Source organism: Actinomadura rugatobispora (assembly GCF_055379765.1).
The window spans coordinates 5,410,312-5,431,155 of sequence record NZ_AP029191.1; the positions used below are offsets into that span (position 1 = coordinate 5,410,312).

26 protein-coding genes and 2 pseudogenes are annotated in these 20,844 nt (G+C 66.0%); 18 read left to right on the top strand and 10 right to left on the bottom strand.

Annotated elements, in window-relative coordinates; genetic code table 11:
* The first annotated feature begins 241 nt into the window (after positions 1 to 241).
* Positions 242 to 1,485 (top strand): annotated as a pseudogene (locus tag ACZ466_RS24030) (IS110 family RNA-guided transposase).
* 35 nt (positions 1,486 to 1,520) lie between these two features.
* On the opposite strand, the gene ACZ466_RS24035 reads toward ACZ466_RS24030, so the two are convergent.
* From ACZ466_RS24035 to ACZ466_RS24045, 3 genes are all read right to left on the bottom strand, one after another.
* Entirely contained in the window at positions 1,521 to 1,766 is a 246-nt protein-coding gene (locus ACZ466_RS24035; RefSeq protein ID WP_378293019.1) for a DUF2283 domain-containing protein, read from the bottom strand.
* Between the two features lie 97 nt (positions 1,767 to 1,863).
* A complete protein-coding gene (locus tag ACZ466_RS24040; protein WP_378293020.1) occupies positions 1,864 to 2,298 on the bottom strand; it encodes a hypothetical protein in 435 nt (144 codons plus the stop codon).
* Positions 2,299 to 2,337: 39 nt separating this feature from the next.
* The gene (locus ACZ466_RS24045; protein ID WP_378293025.1) at positions 2,338 to 2,706 is read right to left on the bottom strand and encodes a hypothetical protein; all 369 of its coding nucleotides are present in this window, start codon (positions 2,704 to 2,706) and stop codon (positions 2,338 to 2,340) included.
* On the opposite strand from ACZ466_RS24045, the gene ACZ466_RS24050 reads away from it, so the two are divergent.
* From ACZ466_RS24050 to ACZ466_RS24060, 3 genes are read left to right on the top strand one after another with little or no spacing between them, the layout of a single operon-like run.
* On the top strand, positions 2,682 to 3,278 hold the full coding sequence (locus tag ACZ466_RS24050; RefSeq protein WP_378293024.1) for a replication initiator: 597 nt from the start codon (positions 2,682 to 2,684) through the stop codon (positions 3,276 to 3,278). The two genes, ACZ466_RS24045 and ACZ466_RS24050, sit on opposite strands and share 25 nt — an antisense overlap.
* Entirely contained in the window at positions 3,275 to 3,454 is a 180-nt protein-coding gene (locus ACZ466_RS24055) for a helix-turn-helix domain-containing protein (protein ID WP_378293021.1), read from the top strand. The genes ACZ466_RS24050 and ACZ466_RS24055 overlap by 4 nt, the downstream gene beginning before the upstream one ends.
* Positions 3,454 to 4,806: a tyrosine-type recombinase/integrase gene (locus ACZ466_RS24060; protein ID WP_378293022.1), complete on the top strand. Its 1,353-nt coding sequence runs from the start codon at positions 3,454 to 3,456 to the stop codon at positions 4,804 to 4,806. Before ACZ466_RS24055 ends, ACZ466_RS24060 begins: the two co-directional genes overlap by 1 nt.
* Positions 4,807 to 5,252: 446 nt before the next feature.
* Here the strand turns inward: ACZ466_RS24060 and ACZ466_RS24065 are convergent, their stop codons facing one another.
* Together ACZ466_RS24065 and ACZ466_RS24070 are read right to left on the bottom strand one after the other, a co-directional pair.
* Complete coding sequence (locus ACZ466_RS24065; protein WP_378293023.1) at positions 5,253 to 5,585, bottom strand: hypothetical protein; 333 nt, start codon at positions 5,583 to 5,585, stop codon at positions 5,253 to 5,255.
* Between the two features lie 914 nt (positions 5,586 to 6,499).
* Positions 6,500 to 7,744 carry an IS701 family transposase gene (locus tag ACZ466_RS24070; RefSeq protein ID WP_378293571.1) on the bottom strand — a complete coding sequence of 415 codons (1,245 nt, stop codon included), beginning with the start codon at positions 7,742 to 7,744 and terminating at the stop codon, positions 6,500 to 6,502.
* Between the two features lie 259 nt (positions 7,745 to 8,003).
* Between ACZ466_RS24070 and ACZ466_RS24075 the strand changes: the two genes are divergently transcribed.
* The 3 genes from ACZ466_RS24075 (at position 8,004) to ACZ466_RS24085 (ending at position 10,732) form a co-directional block, all read left to right on the top strand.
* Complete coding sequence (locus tag ACZ466_RS24075) at positions 8,004 to 8,873, top strand: hypothetical protein (protein WP_378293440.1); 870 nt, start codon at positions 8,004 to 8,006, stop codon at positions 8,871 to 8,873.
* An 886-nt stretch (positions 8,874 to 9,759) separates the two neighbouring features.
* Entirely contained in the window at positions 9,760 to 10,272 is a 513-nt protein-coding gene (locus tag ACZ466_RS24080; RefSeq protein ID WP_378293438.1) for a hypothetical protein, read from the top strand.
* 28 nt (positions 10,273 to 10,300) lie between these two features.
* Positions 10,301 to 10,732: a hypothetical protein gene (locus tag ACZ466_RS24085; protein WP_378293436.1), complete on the top strand. Its 432-nt coding sequence runs from the start codon at positions 10,301 to 10,303 to the stop codon at positions 10,730 to 10,732.
* Positions 10,733 to 10,969: 237 nt separating this feature from the next.
* On the opposite strand, the gene ACZ466_RS24090 is transcribed toward ACZ466_RS24085, so the two are convergent.
* The gene (locus ACZ466_RS24090) at positions 10,970 to 11,974 is read right to left on the bottom strand and encodes a hypothetical protein (protein WP_378293434.1); all 1,005 of its coding nucleotides are present in this window, start codon (positions 11,972 to 11,974) and stop codon (positions 10,970 to 10,972) included.
* 320 nt (positions 11,975 to 12,294) lie between these two features.
* On the opposite strand from ACZ466_RS24090, the gene ACZ466_RS24095 reads away from it, so the two are divergent.
* Positions 12,295 to 12,714, top strand: a complete 420-nt coding sequence (locus ACZ466_RS24095) for a hypothetical protein (RefSeq protein ID WP_378293432.1) — start codon at positions 12,295 to 12,297, stop codon at positions 12,712 to 12,714.
* A gap of 23 nt (positions 12,715 to 12,737) precedes the next feature.
* On the opposite strand, the gene ACZ466_RS24100 is transcribed toward ACZ466_RS24095, so the two are convergent.
* Entirely contained in the window at positions 12,738 to 13,670 is a 933-nt protein-coding gene (locus tag ACZ466_RS24100; RefSeq protein ID WP_378293430.1) for an AAA family ATPase, read from the bottom strand.
* Positions 13,671 to 13,825: 155 nt separating this feature from the next.
* On the opposite strand from ACZ466_RS24100, the gene ACZ466_RS24105 reads away from it, so the two are divergent.
* From ACZ466_RS24105 to ACZ466_RS24115, 3 genes are all read left to right on the top strand, one after another.
* Positions 13,826 to 14,065, top strand: a complete 240-nt coding sequence (locus tag ACZ466_RS24105) for a hypothetical protein (protein WP_464043946.1) — start codon at positions 13,826 to 13,828, stop codon at positions 14,063 to 14,065.
* A gap of 89 nt (positions 14,066 to 14,154) precedes the next feature.
* On the top strand, positions 14,155 to 14,502 hold the full coding sequence (locus ACZ466_RS24110; protein ID WP_378293604.1) for a hypothetical protein: 348 nt from the start codon (positions 14,155 to 14,157) through the stop codon (positions 14,500 to 14,502).
* 41 nt (positions 14,503 to 14,543) lie between these two features.
* The gene (locus tag ACZ466_RS24115; protein WP_378293602.1) at positions 14,544 to 14,720 is read left to right on the top strand and encodes a hypothetical protein; all 177 of its coding nucleotides are present in this window, start codon (positions 14,544 to 14,546) and stop codon (positions 14,718 to 14,720) included.
* A gap of 4 nt (positions 14,721 to 14,724) precedes the next feature.
* On the opposite strand, the gene ACZ466_RS24120 is transcribed toward ACZ466_RS24115, so the two are convergent.
* From ACZ466_RS24120 to ACZ466_RS24130, 3 genes are all read right to left on the bottom strand, one after another.
* A complete protein-coding gene (locus ACZ466_RS24120; protein ID WP_464043947.1) occupies positions 14,725 to 15,285 on the bottom strand; it encodes an ATP-binding protein in 561 nt (186 codons plus the stop codon).
* Complete coding sequence (locus ACZ466_RS24125; RefSeq protein ID WP_378293544.1) at positions 15,282 to 16,247, bottom strand: P-loop nucleotide/nucleoside kinase family protein; 966 nt, start codon at positions 16,245 to 16,247, stop codon at positions 15,282 to 15,284. Before ACZ466_RS24125 ends, ACZ466_RS24120 begins: the two co-directional genes overlap by 4 nt.
* Before the next feature lie 349 nt (positions 16,248 to 16,596).
* Positions 16,597 to 16,980, bottom strand: a complete 384-nt coding sequence (locus ACZ466_RS24130; RefSeq protein ID WP_464043933.1) for a winged helix-turn-helix domain-containing protein — start codon at positions 16,978 to 16,980, stop codon at positions 16,597 to 16,599.
* A 142-nt stretch (positions 16,981 to 17,122) separates the two neighbouring features.
* Between ACZ466_RS24130 and ACZ466_RS24135 the strand changes: the two genes are divergently transcribed.
* From ACZ466_RS24135 to ACZ466_RS24165, 7 genes and pseudogenes are all read left to right on the top strand, one after another.
* Positions 17,123 to 17,473, top strand: a complete 351-nt coding sequence (locus ACZ466_RS24135) for an SCO3933 family regulatory protein (protein ID WP_464043948.1) — start codon at positions 17,123 to 17,125, stop codon at positions 17,471 to 17,473.
* Between the two features lie 9 nt (positions 17,474 to 17,482).
* Positions 17,483 to 18,841 carry an FtsK/SpoIIIE domain-containing protein gene (locus tag ACZ466_RS24140; protein WP_378283992.1) on the top strand — a complete coding sequence of 453 codons (1,359 nt, stop codon included), beginning with the start codon at positions 17,483 to 17,485 and terminating at the stop codon, positions 18,839 to 18,841.
* A 98-nt stretch (positions 18,842 to 18,939) separates the two neighbouring features.
* Entirely contained in the window at positions 18,940 to 19,218 is a 279-nt protein-coding gene (locus ACZ466_RS24145; RefSeq protein ID WP_378283993.1) for a hypothetical protein, read from the top strand.
* Positions 19,215 to 19,977: pseudogene (locus ACZ466_RS24150) on the top strand (DUF2637 domain-containing protein). Before ACZ466_RS24145 ends, ACZ466_RS24150 begins: the two are co-directional and overlap by 4 nt.
* A gap of 19 nt (positions 19,978 to 19,996) precedes the next feature.
* The gene (locus ACZ466_RS24155) at positions 19,997 to 20,437 is read left to right on the top strand and encodes a hypothetical protein (protein ID WP_378283994.1); all 441 of its coding nucleotides are present in this window, start codon (positions 19,997 to 19,999) and stop codon (positions 20,435 to 20,437) included.
* The gene (locus tag ACZ466_RS24160) at positions 20,437 to 20,589 is read left to right on the top strand and encodes a hypothetical protein (RefSeq protein ID WP_378283995.1); all 153 of its coding nucleotides are present in this window, start codon (positions 20,437 to 20,439) and stop codon (positions 20,587 to 20,589) included. Before ACZ466_RS24155 ends, ACZ466_RS24160 begins: the two co-directional genes overlap by 1 nt.
* A gap of 14 nt (positions 20,590 to 20,603) precedes the next feature.
* The gene (locus tag ACZ466_RS24165) at positions 20,604 to 20,759 is read left to right on the top strand and encodes a hypothetical protein (RefSeq protein WP_378283996.1); all 156 of its coding nucleotides are present in this window, start codon (positions 20,604 to 20,606) and stop codon (positions 20,757 to 20,759) included.
* The last annotated feature ends 85 nt before the right edge of the window (positions 20,760 to 20,844 follow it).

Sequence of the window (20,844 nt, forward strand, 5' to 3'; positions counted from 1 at the left end):
CCGCCGTGTTGGCGGGTGCGGCAGGGTGCTGGTCGTGGTTCGAGCCGCCCGCGCGGTGATCCCTGAGAAAGTTCCGAGCCTTCGAGCTTCCGGATGAGACTGGGACCCGCGCGGGTCGCTGGGATCGCGAACGGCTCCATCGGAGGGAAGGCCAGCGAGCCTTGTGATTAGAGCGCCGCGCGTCCCAGCCAGGCCGCCACCTGCATCGACGGGTCATGGCTGTCCGAAGAAGGGCTTCCGGGTGAGAACGTTCTGCGGGATCGACTCGGCCGAGGATCACCACGACGTCGCCCTGGTCGACGAGGCCGGCCAGTTGATGGCCAAACGCCGGATCAGCGACACCGTCGAGGGGTTCGAGGAGCTGCTGCAGTTGCTCGCCGACGTCGGCGATGACCCCGACGATCCGATCGCCGGTGGCGATCGAACGCTGCGCGGGCTGCTGGTGGCCGCGTTGCGCGGCAGTGGCCGGCAGGTCTTCGCCATCAACCCGATGGCGGTGGCCCGCTATCGGGAGCGCCATTCGGTCGCCCGCAAGAAGTCCGACCACGTCGACGCGATGACGCTGGCAGGGATCCTGCGCACCGACGCCCACGCTCACCGGCCGCTGCCGACCGACACCGACCTGGCCCGCGCCATCGCCGTGCTGGCCCGCGCCCACCAGGACGCCATCCGGCGCCGCACCCGTGCCTCCAACGCGCTGCGCTCGCTGCTGCGCGAGTACTTCCCGTCCTTCCTGGCCGCCTTCGCTGACCGCACCACCAACCTGGCCGGCCGCGACGCTCGCGCGGTGCTCGGCATCGCGCTCACGCCGACGGCGGCCGCCGATCTGCCGCGAACCCGCATCACCGCGGCATTGCGCCGGGCAGGTCGGCAGCGCGGGATCGACCAGCTGGCCCGACGGATTCAGCAGGCCCTGCGGCAGCCGCAACTACACCAGCCGCCCCTGGTCGAACAGGCGATGGGCGAGCAGGCCCGCGCGCTGCTGGCCGTCCTGGACGCCGAACGCGACAACGTCGACCGGCTCGGCCAGGCGGTCGCCGAGGCATTCGCCCAGCACCCCGATTACCAGATCATCACCAGCTTCCCCGGCCTGGGCGACGAGCTCGGGGCCCGGTTGCTGGCCGAGATCGGCGACGACCGGGCCTGGTTCACCGACACGCCCGCGCGCTGTAGGCCTACGCCGGATCGGCACCCATCACCCGCGCCCCCGGGCGCAGCGTCTCCATCACCCGTCGCTCGGTCAAGAACAACCAGCTGGCTGCAACAGGGTCCGTATGGGCGTTCTGCGCGTCCTCCAAAACCGGGCCCGCGCGCACCCACTACCAGCAACGACGCGACCACGGCGACAAGCACCCCGCCGCACTACGGCACCTGTTCAACCGCATGCTCGGACAGCTCCACCACTGCCTCCAAACACGCCAGACCTACGACCCACTCAAGGCATTCCCCCCCCCCGCCACTTTCCGCAGCCGCTCGACGCCTTAGCGCCATCGGAGGTCTCATCCGAGTGGCTTCGCTGGTCAGGGATCCAGGCGTTCGGCGGTGCCGAGCAGGTACGGCGGCAGTTTGGAGCGGGCGCCAAGGATCTCGATGCCAATGACGCGCCCCTCCTCGTCGAAGTCGAGGTTGATCATGCCGTCGACGGCGATGGGATCACACGGGTAAGTCTTCACCGCCGACCCCGGCGCTCCGGCTTGGGCAGGGTCCTCGAAGTAGATGTAGGCGGCGTTGCCCTGCTGGTCATAAGTCACCTTGAGTTCGGCCACATGCTCTCCTTGCCGCGGTGGATATGGGGATCATCTCAGCAGCCCACGTCAGCCGAGATGGTGGAAGCGGCTTGACGTCCCAACAACATCGGAGGTCTCATCCGGGGTTGGCTGCTCTGCTGAGGGCTGCCCTCATGGTGGCGCAGGTGATCGCGTCGCGGCAGGTTCCCGTGCTGGTCAGCTCGGTGCGTAGTGGCTCGGGGGCGTTGGGATGGTGGGCGATGGCTTCGCGGAGTGCGAGGTTTCGTCGGCCGTGGTTTCGGGATTCCAGTTCCGCGAGTCGGCGTAGGCCGGTCTCGGGCATCTGAGGGCGTAGCAGCGCGTTCCACGCAACGGTTGGGTGTTCGTCGTCGGCAAGGCGTCGTAGGACCTGGGGCGGTGTCTGCGGGTTCTTTGCGATCGCGATTCGTACGGCGGGAAGCGGGTCTTCTGCCAGTTCGTGGAGCCGTTCGGGTGGAGTGTGGCGTCCCCTTGCTTCCAGGACTCGCCGATAGCCAGCCAGCTGATTTGCTCGTGAAGGCGTTCCGCTCACGCGTCGATGGTCTCAAGACCGGCGGCCATGCCCCAGGGATCAGGCCATGAGTTTGCGGAGGGTTTCGCGGGTTTGGTCGGCGAGGCTGGTGGCTGCGCCTAGACGGTTGTCAATGGTGTGGTGAACGCCCGGCGGCGGCTCGTCGGTGTTGAGGGTGCTGGTGTACTCGTCCCAGTGGGACAGCTTCCAGTGATCGCGCGGGGCGTCTCGGACCTCGATGTACTCGTGCATGGTGTCGAGATCGCTATGGACCCAGATGGCGGCGACCTCAACGCCTCGGGCCTGGCAGCGGTGGGTGAGGCGGGGCAACCAGCCGGCAGTGTTCAGCTCGGTGACGAACGGGGCCGGCCAGGATGATCGATACGCCGGTGGCGCGGTCACGCATGCGCGCGGCGCCGTCGCCGCCATCTCCCCGGCCGTCAACGGCGTTCCGGCTCAGAGACACGAGTGGGGGGACACAGCTCGACATTCGCCCCATCACCACGTCCGGAGACCTCACCGATCGGGCGGTGGCGGGCTACATCGCCAAGTACGCGACCAAGGCGGCGGAGTGCGTCGGCACCCTTGACCGGCGGATTCGGGCTACCGATGACCTTGGCGAGTTGCCGGTCACCGGCCATGCCCGGCGACTCATCGCCGAATGCCTCCGCCTGGGTGCCCTCGACGACTTCGCCGAACTGCGGCTGACCGACTGGGCACACATGCTCGGCTTCCGCGGCCACTTCTCCACCAAGAGCCGCGCCTACTCCACCACCCTCGGCGCCCTCCGTGAGGCGCGCATCGCCCACAACCAGCAACAACACGAGATCACCACGGGGCGGCTGCCGCTCACCGACGAGGACCAGGTCCTCGTCATCGCGCACTGGCGCTACCTCGGCCAAGGGCTCACCCCCGGCGAAGCACTTCTCACCGCCGCGCTTACCGGGAGACCTCTGCCGCCGCTCAGTCCCACCGTCACCGCCCAAGGGAGCGCAGCTTGACCGAACTGGTCCTCACCGTCGATGAAGCCGCCGAACGGCTCCGCGTCAGCCGCTGGACCCTCTACAACCTCATCCGCTCCAACCAACTCCGGACCGTCAAGATCGGCCGTCGCCGTCTCGTCCCCGCCAACGCTCTCGCCGAATGCCTGGACCTGCTTGCCGAGGAGGCTGCCTGATGATCAAGACCGCGCTTGCTACACCTGAGGAGCCGGAACGCCGCAAGGTGCGTAAGGCTCGGGCTCGTCGACGGGCCAACGGTGAGGGGACGATCGTCCAGCGCAAGGACGGTCGGTATGAGGCCAAGGTCTTCATGCCCACCACGGCCGGGACCATCAAGCGCGTGAGTGTCTACGGCCGGACCCGCGACGAGTGCCACGCCAAGTACGTCAAGCTCAAGGCGCAGGCTGACGACGGTATCCCGGTCGCCTCGGTGAGCTGGACTGTTGAGCAATACCTCGCGTACTGGTTGGAGCACGTCGTGCGGGTGGAGCGGCGGCCCAAGACCGTCCAGGGCTACGAGAGCGTTGTCCGCCTCCACCTTGTGCCTGGGCCGGGTAAGAAGCGGCTCGGCAAGCTCACGGCGCGTGATGTGCGGGTCTTCATCACCAACGTCCGCCAGGCGTGCCAGTGCTGCCGACACGGATGGGACGCGCAGCGCGACAAGCCGCGGTGCTGCGCTCTCAAGGGTGGGGAGTGCTGCGAGTCCCGGCTCTCGGTGCGCATGGTCCAGTTCGTTCTAGCCGTGCTGCGGAACGCGCTACAGGCGGCCGTCCGGGAGGAGGTCCTTACGCGGAACGTCGCCCGGCTCGTCACGGTGACCACGCCCAAGTACAAGGTGAATCGGGGCTGGGCGGTCGACGAGGCGCGGGCCGTCCTCAAGGCGGCACACAGCGAGCGGCTTTACGCGCTGTACGTCCTAGCGCTGTGCCTGGGCCTGCGGCGTGGGGAACTGCTCGGGCTGCGCTGGGAGGACATCACGCTCACGCCCTGCCGGGTCTGCGGGGGAGAGGGCGGCACCCTGGACGGTGAGGCGTGCCCGCACTGTGCGGAAACCGGCATCCAAGACGCCAAGCTCGAAGTGGTCCAGACGCTCCAGCGGGTGGCCGGCGAACTCCGCTTCGTCCCGCCCAAGACCGATGACTCGACTCGGACCATCCCGCTGCCGGACCTTTGCGTCACGGCGCTGTGCGAGCACAGGGTGAGGCAGGATGCCGAACGGGCGGGCGCCTGGCCGAACTGGCAGGATCACGGGCTTGTGTTCCCATCCCGCCTCGGGACGCCTATGGAGCCTGACAACCTCCGGCGAAGCTGGGGACGAATCCGTGCGGCGGCTGGCCTTGGGGAGATGCGGCTCCACGACATGCGGCACACGTGCGTCTCGCTGCTCCTGGACCTGGGCGTCCCGCCGCACGTGGTCCGGGAGATCGTCGGGCACAGCGATATCGAGGTGACGATGACGATCTACGCTCACGCGGCCCTCGACGAGAAGCGGGCGGCGCTTCGGAAGCTGGGGGATGCGCTCGGCTGAGGTCGTTGTCGTCAGCGCTGTCGTCAAAAACGCCCCGGGCCGTTTGGCTCCGGGGCGTTTTCGCTGGTCAAGGGTGGTGGGCAGGGGCGGGGTCGAACCGCCGACCTTCCGCTTTTCAGAAGTGGCAACCACCCTGCCGCCGTCCCGTCCACCGAGGTCAGACGGTGGTAGACGTGTGCCGATAGATGGGGTTGGTGGCCGACGTTGCCGTCAGGGTTGCCGTCACCCTCACTGGCTCTACCTCAGTGTTTCCGCCGTCAGGCGCGCCGGTTGCGCTGCTCGGCCCGGTGTCGGTGACCACCTGGATGCGAACCACCGGCATTCCAGCCCCGCTACGGCCCCGTCCAGCTCGCAACGTGTGCCGCCGTGAGCCTGCGTGAGCTGTCGTCAAGGGCCGTTGCTGTACTTCCATGCTGACCAGCAACGCATGGGAGCGGGCTGGTCTCTCAGTCAGAGTCGGACATGCCGTGTGCCTGCTCGTAGGCACGGATGACCTTCCTGGGGATCGGTGGCCGCCCAAGCTCGCGCACCTGAACAGAGACCACAGTCTGGCCGCGCACGTCAATCTCCATGTACGTGCTCGACGCTGGATTCGTGGGATCCCAGCGTGTCCTGATGCCCTGGTGAAGGCCGACAGCGTCCATGGCTTCGCGCATGGCCTCGACCAGGAGGTCGTAGTCGACCTGGGGACCGTACTCCAGCCGCAAGGGCTCACACTGCTCGGCCCGCAAAGCCTTCACGAGCACCGAAACCAGCTCTGCACGGTCGACAACACTCATCAGCACAGGCCCTCTCCAACAGCAGGTCCCCCGAACCTACTCTGCGGCCCTGACGAACCTTGGCCGGCAAAGAAGGACAGCACAGAGCCGATCGGCTCGGACCAGCAGTTCAGCGGATCCACAGTCCACCCACCCAACTCCTCCGACCTGAGCTTACGCCGATCGGATACCGAACTTGGGCCCGTATTCGGCACACTCCGCTTTCTCAACCAGCGTGGAGGCACGGGCCCGCTAGCCAACCAACGCATCCCGCTAAGCGTCCTGATTCCGCAGATGAAACCCACATCGGAGGGAAGCATGGTCTACCTCAGCGAACTGAAAGCGATCGAGCAGCGATGGAAGGACGCTGGCTCACCTCGATGCGAACACCCAAGGACGGCTAAGGAACGAATGGACTTCGATGGCGCCCAGAGCGGTGACCATGGATGCCTCGATTGCGGTTTGACCTGGTGGCATACCCAGCCAACGCCAGAGCCGCGGGGCACATGATGCCAGTCGGACCAGGGATACGAGCTTCGTGATCACGTTGAGTGGCCGTCCCCGGCTTCTGCTGGCGACATGAGGAAGTGGGCAGTAGGCGTCATATGATCCGTAGCAAGATCAACACAGTCCAGGATCGTCCACATCCGTCCCTTGACCTGGCCACGCCCTTCCCGCACATCCACCACCGTCCAGCCCGATCCAACCCCGTTGTTAGCACCCCGTTAGCACGCCGACCGTCCCGGAGGGCGCGCCCGCGCGAACGACGAGACGCTGTGACAGACCGCTTCGCGCGGGTGTGCGCTCCGGCCCGCGGGGGCTGGGGGTCGCGAGACCCCCGCTTCACTCTCGCCCAACACTTCAGTCCGGGTACGCGCCACCTCTTCGTCCCGAGCTATCGGCACTCCTAGTACTCCAGCCGTAGAAGGTGATCTTTATCGTTTCCGGGTGGATTGTCGCTGGTAGTGGCAGGTGCGGGCGCGGGCTTGGTGGCGTCGCCGCCAGTGCGACCAGTGCAGGCAGTGCGCGGGATCAGGGGCCGTGCGTGAGGTCATGCGGGTCAGTAGCCGCTGAACCTCGGCCAAAGTGATCGGGGCCAGGTCGGGTTGGTCGCCGAGGCGGGCGCGTTCGGCTGTGGTCACGGCGGCCAGGAAGGCGTGCGCGAGCATGGCGAGGGTGGTCCACCGGTACCAGGATCTCCAGGTGCGGACCTGGTGCTGGTCCAGACCGCACAGGCCCTTGCCGGCCTGGAACGCCTCCTCGATGGTCCAGCGCCGTCCGGCAACCTTCACCAGCGCCGCGACCGGCACCGGGCCGGGCGCGTAGCAGCGGTAGAACGCCAGTTCCCGTGTGCGGCGGTTGCGCCGGATCAGCAGCCACCGGCATCCCGGCCGGTCGGTCCGCCGGTCGGTGTCGACCAGCGCCCAGTCATAAAGACGATGGCCCTTGGCGCCTGCCCCGGCCGACAGCCGCTGCCAGGCCCGCTGGGGAAGGGCGGCGGCCACCTGGTCGGCACGGCGGGCGCCGATGGGCAGGGCGACCCGGTGGGAGGCCGCCACCGCCAGCACATATCCCACGCCGCGTTCCTCCAGCTCACGGCGCAGGGCAGGGTACTGGCCGTAGACCTCGTCGGCGGCCACCCACTCGGCCTGCGTTCCGGCGTCCAGCGCGCGGGCGATCATGCGGCGGGCCAGCTCGCCCTTGGTGGCGAAGGCTCGGTCGGCGGGCACTCGGGCGTCATGGCGTCGCTGGTCGTCGCCGGCCCAGACGTGGGGCAGATACAGCTCCCGGTCGATGAAGGCGTGCCCGGCGTCGGCCGCGTAGGCCAGGAACACCGCGACCTGGCTGTTCTCGATGCGGCCGGCGGTGCCGGTGTACTGGCGTTGCACCCCGGCCGTGCGGGTGCCCTTCTTCAGGTCGCCGGTCTCGTCCACCACCAGCACCGCCCCGGCGCCGGCGAGGCGGGCGGTCACGTACCGGCGCAGATCATCGCGTACGGCGTCGGCATCCCAACTCGCCCGCGACAGCAGATGCTGCATCGCGTCCGGGGTGGCGTGACCGGCGTGCTCAGCCAGCGTCCAGCAGTTCTTGCGCGGCAGCTCGGCCAGCAGCCCCAGCAGCATCGCCCGGGCCGTGCGTCGTGGCTCCACCCGGGTGAATCGGCAGGCCAGATGGCCCATCAGGTCATCGAACATGCTCTGCCAGCGGCCAGGGTCTACGCTGTGGCCAGCGGCCACCGCCCGGTTTTCGTTTGTCCTCACAAACAACGATGATCACGCGGTGGCCGTCCTGCTTCCAAACGCCCTTAACCAGCAAGATCGCGATCTACAGCTGGAGTACTAGCCCTTCACCGCGTTACCCACGTCGCGACGTGTGCCGCAAGGTCAACCTCTGCTGACCCGACCGGATATGTCGGGGCGCGAGCGTAGGCTCTGCTTCATGGCGCAGGAGAACGACAATGATGAGTACGTCACGGAGAAGATGTATGTAACGCGCCGGAAGGACTCTCACTACTCGAACTCACGAAAGAAGCCAGGAGAGTTCAGTCCACTCACTCGCAGCGAGGTAGACGCGGAGCTTGACCAGGTCACTCTCAGTTACATCGAGGAGAACGAGGAGTCGTCTGCCTACGACTCAGAGCCAGTCCACGTTCGCGAGGAACCCGAGCCACCTCGCCGCTCGAAGGAGCAGGAGGAACGGGACGAGTTGGTTCAGAAGGTCGTACGCGAGCTATTGATCGTTGCGATCGAGTACAGCACGCCCCACGTCATGCGGTTCTGGAGCGAGAAGCTACGCCCTGCCATCCGGGCGCGAGCAGAACGCAGGCGCGAACTTCGAGCACTCCTCCGTCAGCACCGAGCTGAGAAGAACAGCGCCGTGATTGAGGCGAGGATCGTTGAACCCCCCCAGGACATGGCCGCCCTCACTGAGGTCAAGATGAACATGACCAGTTCCGAGGCACAGGCTCGCTACCTCATGGCGTTGGCAGCGCAACGCTTCGCTGAGGAGCAGATGCGTTTGGTGGCTGCTGCCGACATTCGAGCAGACGAGGGGTTCCAAGAGCTGGAGCACGCGCTGTCAGAGTTGCCGCCCGAGCAGGTTGCGAAGATGCTTCAAAGGTTCGAGGCGAACCCATCACTCCTCGCCGACAATGCGCTGACCGGACTCGGCATGATCCTCGGCGTCGAACGAGCCGATGGTCCGTCGCCTCTTGAGGACGCCGCCAGCCCTGATCGCTGTTCAGCGAGCAATAGCCGCCAGCGCTCGCTTCAGCCACCTCACAAAGAGTGGTCAAGGCCGACGGATTGATCAACAGCGCATCCGTGTCCATGACCTGCGGACTGCTTGCTCAGCGAACGTGCGATATTCAGCCTGCTGGGGAACCTACATCCGCTGCGGTGGGATACGCCGGAACGCGGTGTGGGCTTTCTCTGCGAGACCACCGGCCAGGACTCGGCAAGGGTGGATGGAAATATCCGGAGTGTGAGGCGTGGGCCGAAGCGCTCAACCATACCGACCTGAACGCAGTCCTGGATCACATCGCGCAGATGCCCTGACGGTGCCCCAACGCGCTGCAAGTCTTCGTGATGGACCAGGAGGAGTCGTTCTTCAGGGGGTGGATGCGGAGGGACGGTGAGTTGCGGCAGTACGCACCGGCTACCCCTGACGAGCACGACCCGGACTTCTTTCCCGAGGAGGGTTAAGCGTTCGCCCTGGTCTCGGACGCGACGTCCCGAAGACCTGCGCCGAGATCGGCCGACGAGACTGAGTGCCGAGCGATTCATTACGAGTCTGACGAGCAAGATCCACAGACGTCCACGCTCGTCCCCTGACCTGCCCGGCGGGCCCCCCAGTCCACACTCGTCCAGGGTCATCCAGCCCCGCCGTTAGCACCCGCGTTAGCAACCCTGCCCCACAGCACCCGATCATCCGAGGGCAAGGGGACCCGGAGCGCAGGCCGGCCACGGCCCGAGCACCGGAAGCCCCGCGGCAGCGATCGCCCCCAACCATGCACTGACCTCAGCCACGTCGTGGCGATCGTAGGGCCGACCAGCGGGCGACCCCATTACGGGACAGAGACCGGAATGTTCGATGATGCCGCACCGATGACCCAACTTGGGATACAATGCTGCATTCTGTCACCAAATTCACATACACGTGACGATTGTGGGGCGTGCAATATGGTGATCAGTGAATGAGCGTCGGGGACGTTCTCAGTATTGCCGGACTAGCCGTAGCCATGTGGCAGATTTGGCGGATGGGACGGATTGTAACTGCCACAAAGAAAGCGGTTGATGATGCTACGCAACGAATTGGAGTCTATAATCTACTACTGATGGTTCCGAAGTTGTCACGCCTTGAGCATGACATCGAGAACGCTGCTATACGAAAAAATGTTGAGGAGATGCGGCGACTCTTGCGAGAGTGGCGAGAAGCCGCCTCTTCCTTGCGTGGAATTCTTGCAAGCGATCATGCGCAGAGCTCCGCTCTGGACGCGCTAGCGCAAGAATCAATCAATCTTGCTGCCCTAGCAAAAACAAATCTCGTTGGAAAAGAAAATGTTGATCTGCCGAACGCCACCAAGAGGGTGCGAAAGGCAATCGAAAAAGTTTGCCTTGAAACATCAATGCTGGCTTCTCAAATAACTTCGACGGCTACCCCCTTTGGGGCAAGGCAAGTTGGCTCGGGCGACCAGAGTTCGAATTAGAAGGCTTACAACCGGGAAGGGGTTTGGTGTGACAACCTACGGACAGGCCCGACTCCATGAGCTGGTAAAACGATTGCTGCTGGCCACCGAGCAGAGTGACTCCAACGTTGAATGGCATGAGTCGGATCGACCGAACGCATTTCACAGCACTCTCGGAGGAGCAACAGTAGTAATCGCATCCGACGACGATGACGGTAGGTACCCATATTCGCTCGAAATCCTCGACGAGGAGGGAGCGCTTGTCGACTCTTTGAAATCAGGAACATATGAAAACGACAATGGCGAATGGGAAATGGAGTGGAATAGCGACCTCGAAGCACTATATGATCGGGCACGCCGTAGCGTGAAGAACGTTGACCGAGTCCTCAATGAGATCATGAAGCACCTACCCCAGCTACCACCAAATACGGACCCTTGGGCGACGGGAAGCGGCAGTTTTTCAGACGATCCGCCGTTTTAGATAGAACAGCCCGGCAGACGTTGGCGCCGCTTGTAGGCTTCGCACGCAGGCCACCTGATCAGAACCTGGTCTCATGGCGCCTTCAGCTTGGCTATCGGTCCAGTCAGACCAGCCCGTTTCATCCACTGACCTGCATGAACACCCTGTGGCGTCGCTAAAATTCAACCTCCAGGCACGGATACCCCTCGCTCCGGAGAACTCACCCGTGCGAACGGCGAGACCACAGCCCTCCTCTGCTTAGGGATGCCGATACAAATCTTCATCCGATTCACGAAATGCTTTGTAGGGTTCGGTGTCCGGCTCCAATGTTATCTCCCTGGGAAATTCAAACTCATCCAGTTCACGATCTTCTAGCGTGAGATTACAAACCGGACATTCAAAGACATGCGGATAAGCCGTCTGGTGGACGATGTAAAACATGCCGCTCTCGTCGTAGTCCGTCTCAACATCTGATCGCTCTACACTGCAAACAAGCCACCCCATTTGACTGCAGACTGGACATTGGTGCGGCAGCTCGCGATCAATCAAGGTTCTCGCTTCTCTGCCCGACAAGGATGCCAGAACTATACGCGCTGCGTCCGCAGGGAGGTCGCGAGTCAATAGTGCTATCTGTCTTTTAGCGGCAGCAACCTTTGCCGCCACAGTACGACGCAAATCGGAAAGGGATTCGTCCAAAAATTGGTCAACTAGAGGTATTCTATCTTCGGCCCAGAACTTGACGCGGTCCGCTTTTTCGATAGCTGCGATTAGGTCCTCGACTATTCGGACCATGACCATCACTGCGGACTTAAGCTCTCTCTGGTCCACAATGCCCATGTGCACGGAGGCATTTCTAACTTGGAGTACCTGCTCATCTGCTCCCTGCGGATTGAATCGGAGCGATGGGTAGAAGTGCTTCGCCAGGAGCAGAACCTCCTTTGCGCCCCGCGTCTTAGTGTGGCTTGGAGAGGTAGAGGCACGATGACTTTTCCCTGATAGGTGGAGTATGGAGTCTCGGTCAGCACGATCAGTCAGCAGAGCGGGTTCGATTGATACGATGTACCCTTTAGCCAGCAACTCGACCGCACACCCGACATTTATTGCTGCAATAAGTTGCTCCTCGGCTCTTCCTCTGGCGAAAAGATCCAGCGCCGACCGTGCATGATAAGTGGCAGAATTGTAAAGTGGAAAGAAAATATCCTCATGGGGAAATGACGCCTCGCCGTAGGGCCATCTCGTTTCAAGTCCAGGGACCTTTGCCATGAGTTGAAGTTACCGCAGTTCCTCATCTGCGCATAGCATCACAGGGCTATCCATACTTCTGACCCACTGCTGGGCTAAGGTCGGAGGCCGTACGCGACCGATCGAAACAGTGGGCTGCATCTTGATCTTTGGCGGACGGGCGGCGCGGCGCGGCGGGACCGGACGGGACAGGCCGCACGCCCGGCGCGCCGGGGCGGGCGGCCGTCGGCGACGCGTAGCGGCGCCCTTGAAGACGTAGAGAAAGTTCTCATCCGGGCTGTCTGGCCTGGTCGGGTCGGTGGTGCACTGTCTTGGGCACGGTTTGGACTGTGGAGGTAGGCATGCCGGAGAGATCGCCGATTATGGAGGTGGCTCTTGCGATCGTCACCGCAGAGGGGTGCGGGTTTCGACTGGTCGAGACTGCTGGCCTGCTGATCGCTGCCTGCGCTCGGTCGAACCTGTGGACTTTGGAAGTTGGCAAGCCTCATCTGCCGGTGCATGAGTTCGTGGCGGTCATGGAGGAGCGCGTGATGTGCTGCTTGGCGATCGAGGAGGGTTGGGCTCGGTACGAGGCCTTGGGCTTTATCGATGCCCGTATGGAGATCACGACTCTTCCGAGTGGACTTGAGCGGCAAGCTCGGTTGGAGGCGTTTCGATCGGAAGAGGATGCGGCGCAGGAGACGCTCTTGGCCGAGCTGCGCGACGCGCTGACTCGATATGAGCGCACGATGGAGTGGAGTCCTCCGGACTCGTCTGCGTGATGTCGCTCGGGCGGACTCACAGCTCATGCCATGAGTTTGCGGAGGGTTTCGCGGGTTTGGTCGGCGAGGCTGGTGGCCGCGCCTAGGCGGTTGTCGATGGTGTGGTGGACGCCCGGCGGGGGCTCATCGGTGTTGATGCCGCTGGTGTACTCGTCCCAGTGGTTGAGCTTCCAGTGGTCGCGTGGTGCGTCTCGGACCTCGATGTACTCGTGCATGGTGTCCAGATCGCTGTGTACCCAGATGGCGGCGACCTCGACGCCTCGGGCCTGGCATCGGTGGGTGAGGCGGGGCAGCCAGCCAGCGGTGTTCAGTTCGGTGATGAACGGGGCGGCGAGGATGATGGAGACTCCGGTGTCGATGTTGGCGTAGGCGCTGTTCATCAGGACTCGGTACTCGTGGGGGCGTACCTCGGCCTTGTAGAGGTCGGTGTGGCGGTCGTGGGGGTCGGCGGCCAGGGACGCGAGGAGTCGTTCGGTCATGCGACGGGTGAGGGCGTCCTTGTCCAGGAACGCCCATCCGGTGAGGCTGGACAGGAACCGGGCGAACTCGGTCTTGCCCGATCCGGCGTAGCCGCCGACCAGGACCAGGGCGGGCCCGCCGCCGGCATTGGCTACCGCGCGGCCGTGCCAAGCGTTGGCGATGCGGGACTTGAGCGCGTCGGCGTGGGGGAAGAACGCGGACAGGTCGAACGGGTAGCCGGTGGGCGCTGGTTCGGTGCCGCGGGCGTGGGCTGCCATGCGTTCCAGGACGGCGAGCGGCACGTTGTGCGCCTGGGCGATGTAGGGCAACCAGTCGTCGGGGATGCGCTCACCTCGTTCGTAGCGTGAGACCTCATTACGGGTGAGCGTTCCGGTTCCTGCCAGCTCGCACAAGAGGGCGGCTTGGGCGCGCTGGCTTCTGGTTCCGCGTAGGCGTGCGAGGTAGCGGCCGAATTCTCTGCGTCGCTCGGTCGTCATCTGCGGCAACCTCCCTCGTTCCAGTTTGGCCCCCTGCTGGCCCCCTGTCAGACGCCTTTGGTGAACGAGTGCACGCGGGAAGTTGGATCGACCCCATTCCTGCGAACGGGTCCGGTCGTTAATGGCTGGATTCGTGCATGAACACGAGGTCTCCCATGACAGGAACATCAAGAAATGTCGAGGATCCGACCCTTGTCCGGCTTCGCGCGGACTTCCCTGGTCATCGCATCTGGCGCTCGATTCGCTATGACGGCCGACTCGGCGACTGGGTCGCGACTCTGCACGACCCTGCGGAGGGCGTCGACGCGACGGTGATCCGCGACAATCCTGAGGCGCTGCGCGGGGCGCTGGAGGGGCAACGGGCGCAGGTCAAGAAGCGCTCTCGGGCCCGGTGATGGATGGTGAGGGGCCGTCGATGCCATCACCGGATGGGGCCGCTTCGGAGGGGGCGGCCCCGTGGGGGGATGAGAAGGCGGCGCGGTCGGTGGATATCTCCCCGGATGCATCGGCCGCGCCGTCCTTCACCGATCGCTGGAAGCGGCGTTGGGCGTGCCGTCGACTGGATCGGCTCGCGCGGGAACTGCGGCGTCAGGGCTGGGCGACGGAACGGCGTTACGGCCAGGAGCCGCCGGTACTGCATGTGTTCTCGAAGAACGCTCCGGTGGTGGGTGACAGCATCCTGGTCGTCCGGGGGCCTGGGCTGTGGTGGTTCCAGTCGAGTACGGGCGCATGGCTGGGGCAGTGCACCCAACCTTGGCGAGCGGCCGACTCGGTCACGGCGCTGCTGGGCGTGTGGGGTATCACCACGGGCGGTCGCTGGGGTGCGTCGTGAGTGCTGATGCACGGTCGGGTGGGTCGCCGGCGGCTCTTGCTGTGGAGGAACTGCGCGAGCAGTTTCCGGGGGTGCTGCTGTGGTTCGGGCTGCATACCCGGATGTTCTGGGCATTGGTTCAGGTGGCGGATTCCCCGCGGCTGGTGGAGGCGATCACGCCCCAGGAACTTGCCGCGGCGATCAGGGAGCCGTGGTTCTGGCCGTGGCCGTTGCAGTGACCGGTCATGGCTTGACGGCTTCAATGATGCGGCGGGCCGTGTCGGCTGGCTCGGCTTGGTCTGTGTGAATGACCAGGGTGAACGGCGACACGCCTTCCTGGGTTTGGCTTCGTTGTAGGTCTGCGTCGGTCTCGTCCCATGCCCGTAGCCGTGCGGGCGTGTCGACGTCGCCTCGTTGGTGGGAGCGTTCGGCGCAGACCTCGCGAGGTATCCAGAGGCATACGGTCGTCCAGTCCAGTGGGACGGCGGTGCGCAGCTCGGCCAGGTCGGCCAGGTTGCCGATGTGCACGACCGGAACGTGGCCCGTCTCGGTGAGTTCGTCGATGTCGTGGCGGTCGACGGCGTAGCGGTTGCCGTAGCGCTCGGTCTCGACGACCAGGCGCCCGGCCTGGCGAAGCGCTACAAGGACGTCGGCCGAGATCTGGCGGTAGCCCGTCGTACGGCCCGTTCCGGCCTTCAGCTTGGGCAACAGCGCGAACCGGTCATCCTGGTCGGTCAGTTCGGCGGTGATGGTGTCCTTGCCGCTGGTGGGCGGGCCGTACAGGATCACGCCTCGCTTGGTCACCCCAGGATCTTACGGATGGCGTCCCGCGTCTGGTCGGCGATGCTGATGGCTGCGCCCTGGCGGTTGTCGATGGTGAGGTGAACGCCCGGCGGGCTGGCCTCGGTGTTGATGCCCTGGATGTAGTCGTCCCAGTGGGTGAGCTTCCACTCATCGCGGGGAGCGTCGCGGAACTCGATGTACTCGCGCATGGAGTCGATGTCACAGCGGACCCAGATCGCGGCGACCTCTACGCCCTTGGCCCTGCACCGGTTGGTGAGGCGGTTCATCCAAGCTTCGTCGTTCAGTTCTGAGATGAACGGCGCCGCGAGGATCGTGGAAATGCCGCAATCGATGTTGTCGTTCGCGGTGTCCATCAGGCATTTGTACTCAAGCGGCCTGATCTCTTTGAGGTAGAGGTCGCTATGCCGGTCGTGGGCGTCGCCGCCCATGGCGGTCAAGAGGCGTTCGACGAGTCGCCTGGTCAGAGAGTCCTTGTCCAGGAACGCCCATCCCGATACATCGCCTAGGAATCGAGCGAACTCGGTCTTGCCCGATCCGGCGTAGCCGCCGACCAGGACCAGAACGGGCTTGTTGATCCCGTCCGACAGTGCTCGACCTCGCCACGCGTTGACCACGCGGTTCTTGAGGACCGTCCCGGCGGCGGCGTCCCGGTCCTGGGTGGCGTCGGTGACCTTGTCCAGTCCGCGAGAGATCGTGGTGGCGGCCTCTTCGGTCACGGCCGGGCTGGTGCCGGGCGTGGGGAGCGGCAGGACGGCGTCTAGGGCTACCTCCTCGCCGGGGAGGGGGAGGCGAAAGCCCAGGTCGGGCTCTGTGGACTGGTGCATCAAGCAGTACGCGCGCCGGTAGTGCGGCCCTGGGTAGACACTCCCGCTCTCGTGCCCCCACAGGGTTTGGAAGTTGGCCGCAACGCGGAGTTCTGCCCGGTCGGCGACCTGGCGCAACTTGTCGCCGGCGGCTTCCAAGCTCAAACCGTGCGCCTCGCGTCGCTCACGAAGCCTGCCGGGCTGCCAACCGGGACGCTGCTTGGTTGCGGTCATGCGTATCGGCCTTTCCGTTCACTGTAGATAATGCCGCGTTCTGCGGGCTTCGCGGTCTACATGGGAGGTGTGAAAGCGGATGTATAAACCGTTGTGAAAGCTTCTGATGATTGATAAGTGATGGGTTTCCTTCGCCTCCTGCGTTGAAATCTCAGTGTGCCGACAAACGAGAGAACGCAGCATGACAGGGGGCGGTTCTGAGTGACGGCGGAGGGTGAGCGGAGGCAGACCCCTGGGGAACTGCTGGCGCAGATTCTCGCGGAACTGGACGACCTCACTTGCCGGGTCGACGAGCTTGCGGTGGCTCTGCGAACACGCTCTCCTCAAGCCGGGCGACCCGTTCGCCCAGATCCCGGACGGCGCCCAGCACCTCGGCGAGCTGCTCCATGAGCGCGCCGTCTTCGGCGGGCGGGGCCGGCGACTCGACTGAGTCCCGGTCCTGGATGAACACGCCCTTGCCCTGCTGGCCGACGACCAAGCCTTCGGTGCGCAACACGCTGATGGCGGCCTTCACGACACCGGCGGACACGTCGTACTGCTCGCGAAGCTGCGCGGTCGACGGCAACGCGTCCCCCGGATTGAGTCGACCGTCGGCGACCTGTGCTCGCAGGTCATCGGCGATCTGGAGGTATCCGGGGCGTCCCGTCCTCTTGACCATCGTCCGCCTTCCCTCATGGCTGTGGACTCCAGTTCAGCACAGTCCGACCGACCAAGAAAGCCAAGGCTGCCTTGACAGCTTGGCCGTCTATGTCGACTATGTTGTCTAAGTACTTCACAGGACGGACCGCAGGAGGATCCGCGTGCGCAACATCCCTGTAGACATCTCGGCTCTCACATTCGTGTGTGTGTCGCCGCCGCGTCCGAAGCTGGTGGACCAGGACACGGGCGAGGTGAAGGTGGACCGCAGCGGGCGGACGGTGTTCACCGTGGGTCTGTCGGCGGCCGACCCGATGGGCCGGGTCGAACTGCTGAACATCTCGGTTTCCGGCGACCAGGAGGTCACCCTCGGCCAGATCGTCTCCCCGGTGGGCCTGGTGGCCTTCCCGTGGGAGCAGGTCCGCAACGGTGAGAAGCGGTGGGGCATCGCCTACCGCGCCGACCGCATCGTCCCCGCGGCCGTGCCCTCGCCCGCCACTGCGGACGCCGCTTGAGCCGGGGGAATGACGGTGAATGATTCGCTGATGGTGCTCGGGGTCCTGGCCGCTGCGGCGGCCGGGCTCTGGGCCTGGCGCCGCTGGCACCCGGCCTCGTTCTGGTACGGCGTGGCGTTCCCGGCGCGGGCGGTGCTGGTCTACCTGACCTGGCATCACATCGCCTCCGGCTGCAAGCTGACCCGGCACCGCCAGCGCTGGCGCCTCACCCTGGACGCCGTCCCCGCGGCGGGCCTGGTGGTACGCGGCGCGGCCGGGATCGTCGAGCACAAGCGGCGCATGCGCCGTGTCGACGTCGAACGCGCTCCGCGGCTGGGGCTGCTGCGGCCGACCGCTCAAGGGTGGCGAGTTCGCCTGCGGCTGCACGATGGCCAGGTCCCGGCCGACTACGAGCGTGCGGCGGAGGGGATCGCGCACGCGTGGCGGGTGCACTCGGTGCGGGTGGTGGACGTGCGGCCGGGTCTGGTGACGCTGTGGGCAACCATGCGCGACCCGCTCACCGAGGTGACCGTGACCCCGGCGACAGGTGAACTGCTGCGGGTGCGGCCGGGCAAGCTGGAGAACGGCCAGGACTGGGTCATGGACCTGCGCACCGTCCCGCACTGGCTCAACGCGGGCGCCACCCAATCAGGCAAGTCGAACCTGGCGAACGCGATCATCGCGGGCCTGGCGCCACAGCCCGTGGCGCTGGTCGGGTTCGACCTTAAGGGCGGTGTGGAGTTCACCCCCTACGCGCCCCGCCTGTCGGCGCTGGCCACGACCCGTAAGGAGTGTGTGGGGCTACTGGATGACCTGGTGGGCGAGGTAGAGGCCCGCATGGCCGTGTGCCGTCGGCACGGTGCCCGGAACGTGTGGCGGCTGCCGGAGAGCCTGCGGCCGGTGCCGATCGTGGTGCTGATCGACGAGGTCGCCGAACTGTTCCTCATGGCCGACAAGGCCGAGAAGGACGAGGTGGCCAAGACCGGTACAGCGCTACTGCGGGTGGCTCAGCTCGGCCGGGCGTTCGCTGTCCACCTGATCGTGTGCGGCCAGCGGATCGGGTCCGACCTCGGGCCTGGCGTCACCGCGCTGCGCTCCCAGTTGTCCGGGCGGGTCTGCCACCGGGGCAACGACCCCGAGACGGCGAACATGACGCTCGGCGACATGGATCCCGCTGCCCTGGACGCCGCTCGCGCCATCCCCGCCGAGACTCCCGGCGTGGCCGTCGTCGCCGGTCAGGACGGTTCCTGGCACCGTGCCCGGTCGGTCTACCTCTCCGAGGAGACGGCAGAGCAGGCCGCCCGCGACCACGCCCACCTGACCCCTGCCTGGGACATCGTCATCGGCTCTGTCCCCACCACGCGCCCGCCTCTGCCTGAGGCCGCGTAACCCCCGCTTCTCCCCTCCCTGCGGCTGGGTGTGAGCCCTGATCACGCCACGTCCCTACCCGACCCATGCCCGAAACCGCACTCTCGGAGGTAGTAGCCATGGCTGCCCAAGTGATCGCCCTTCGTCCCCGTCCCGTCCCCGCGTCCCTGCCCGTCCCGGCAACCCGTCCCCGGTCGTCCTGGGCGTCCCCCGCCGTCCCGCCGGTCGCCGTGGGCTGGGACGCCTTCCGCTCCCTGCACCTCGCCCGGTGCGAGATGTGCGCCGACTCCTTCGCCTCGTCCCGCGCCGACGAGGTCGACCAGTGGGCCGACACGCACCGCTGTGACCTTGAACTGGTCGCGCTGCTGGCCGAGATCACCGTCCGGCGGGCGGCATGACCCGCCTCCTGGGCGCCGTCGCCGACTCCGGGCCCGTCCTGATCCTGGCGGGGATCGCTGCGGCGGGGTCGTTCACCCACATCCGCGACACCGCCACCGAACATGGCCAGGGCGGTTGGATGGCCTGGGCCATCGCGGTGTGCATCGATCTGACGTGCGTGATGGCGGCCCGTGAGCGGCAGCGCGACAAGCGCACCGACCGGCACACCGGGCGGCTGTCGTGGCCGACGGTGGTCCTGGTCGGCGGCATCCTGCTGTCCCTGGCCGCGAACCTGGCGCAGGCCGACCCGTCCCCGTGGGGCTGGATCACCGCTGCGACGCCCGCCGGCGCCTTCCTCGTCGCGGTCTCCATGCTCGAACGCCGTACCACCGGGGCGACCGGCCAGGGCGACGAACAGTCGCATTCGACTGCCGCAGCGGTGATGACGGCGCCGCCGTCCTTCGGCCGTCCCGACCCGTCCCCGGCACCCCTGCCCCAGGACGAGAACCGTCCCGAGTTGGCCGCCGATGTCTCTGCTCGTCCTGGCGAGGAGGGCGACCAGGACGGACAGACCACGATTCCCGTCCCCACCGACGAGGGCGACACCTCCTCGTCCTCGTCTCCGGCGCCGCTGGTCGACTTCGCCCGCCGTGTGCGCCGCCGAACACCACACCGCGCACGGGCGCCCGATCACCCGTGACGCGCTACGTGCCCGGCTGGGGGTGTCCAACCAACTCGCCTCCGACCTCCTCCGCCAGCTCCGCACCGAACACGCCTGACCGATTGAGGGAGACCACCATGACCGCCCCCACCGACCCGACCCGCCCGATCGTTCCCGGTGACCTGTTCGCCCGCCACCAGACCATCACCGGCCTGCGCGCCCTGGCCGACTTCATAGAGGACAACCCGGCCGTGCCGGTGACCTCGCTCGGTGAGTTCTACGCGGTCTACACCCGCACCGACACCGACGCGGACGGCCGCGCCCTGATCGACGACGTCGCCGCACTCCTGGACGTCCAGGTCTGCGACGACACCGACCGCGGCGGACACTACCGGGCCAGCCGCTCCTTCGGCCGCATCACCTACCAGGCCGTCCACATCCCCCCGCGCGCCCAGGAACTCCACGAAGCCCGGTGGAGCTACGCACGCAACATCGTCCTCGACCCGCCCACCGACGAGACCACCAACGGGGCCCCGGGTGGCGCCGACGAGTCGGCCGATGGCGAGCAGGCCGCCTGATGGACGACCACATCCCGGACGACCCCCAGCGTGAGGACTCCCCGCCCGTGGTGGTGTGCGTGCGGCGCTGGGCCTGCGGCACCTGCGGCGGACGCGGCATCGCCTCCGAAGGCGAGACCTGCCCCGACTGCAACGGCTTCGGCAACTGCTGAAAGGACAACCGCCCATGTTCCTGCGCCGCTGCGGCTTCGCCGCCCTCTGGATCGTCCTGGCCCTGTACGTACTCCGGCACCCGACCACCGCCGCCGACTCACTCACCGCCGTCTTCAGCGCCATGGCCGCGCTCGCCGATGCGCTCTCGGCCTTCGTGACCGCCCTCTGACCACGCCCCCGGCGCGGCAGCACAGCCGCCAAGCAAGCACACCGCGCCGGGGGCCACGCCCCTCGCCCGCCTCAACGACGAACGG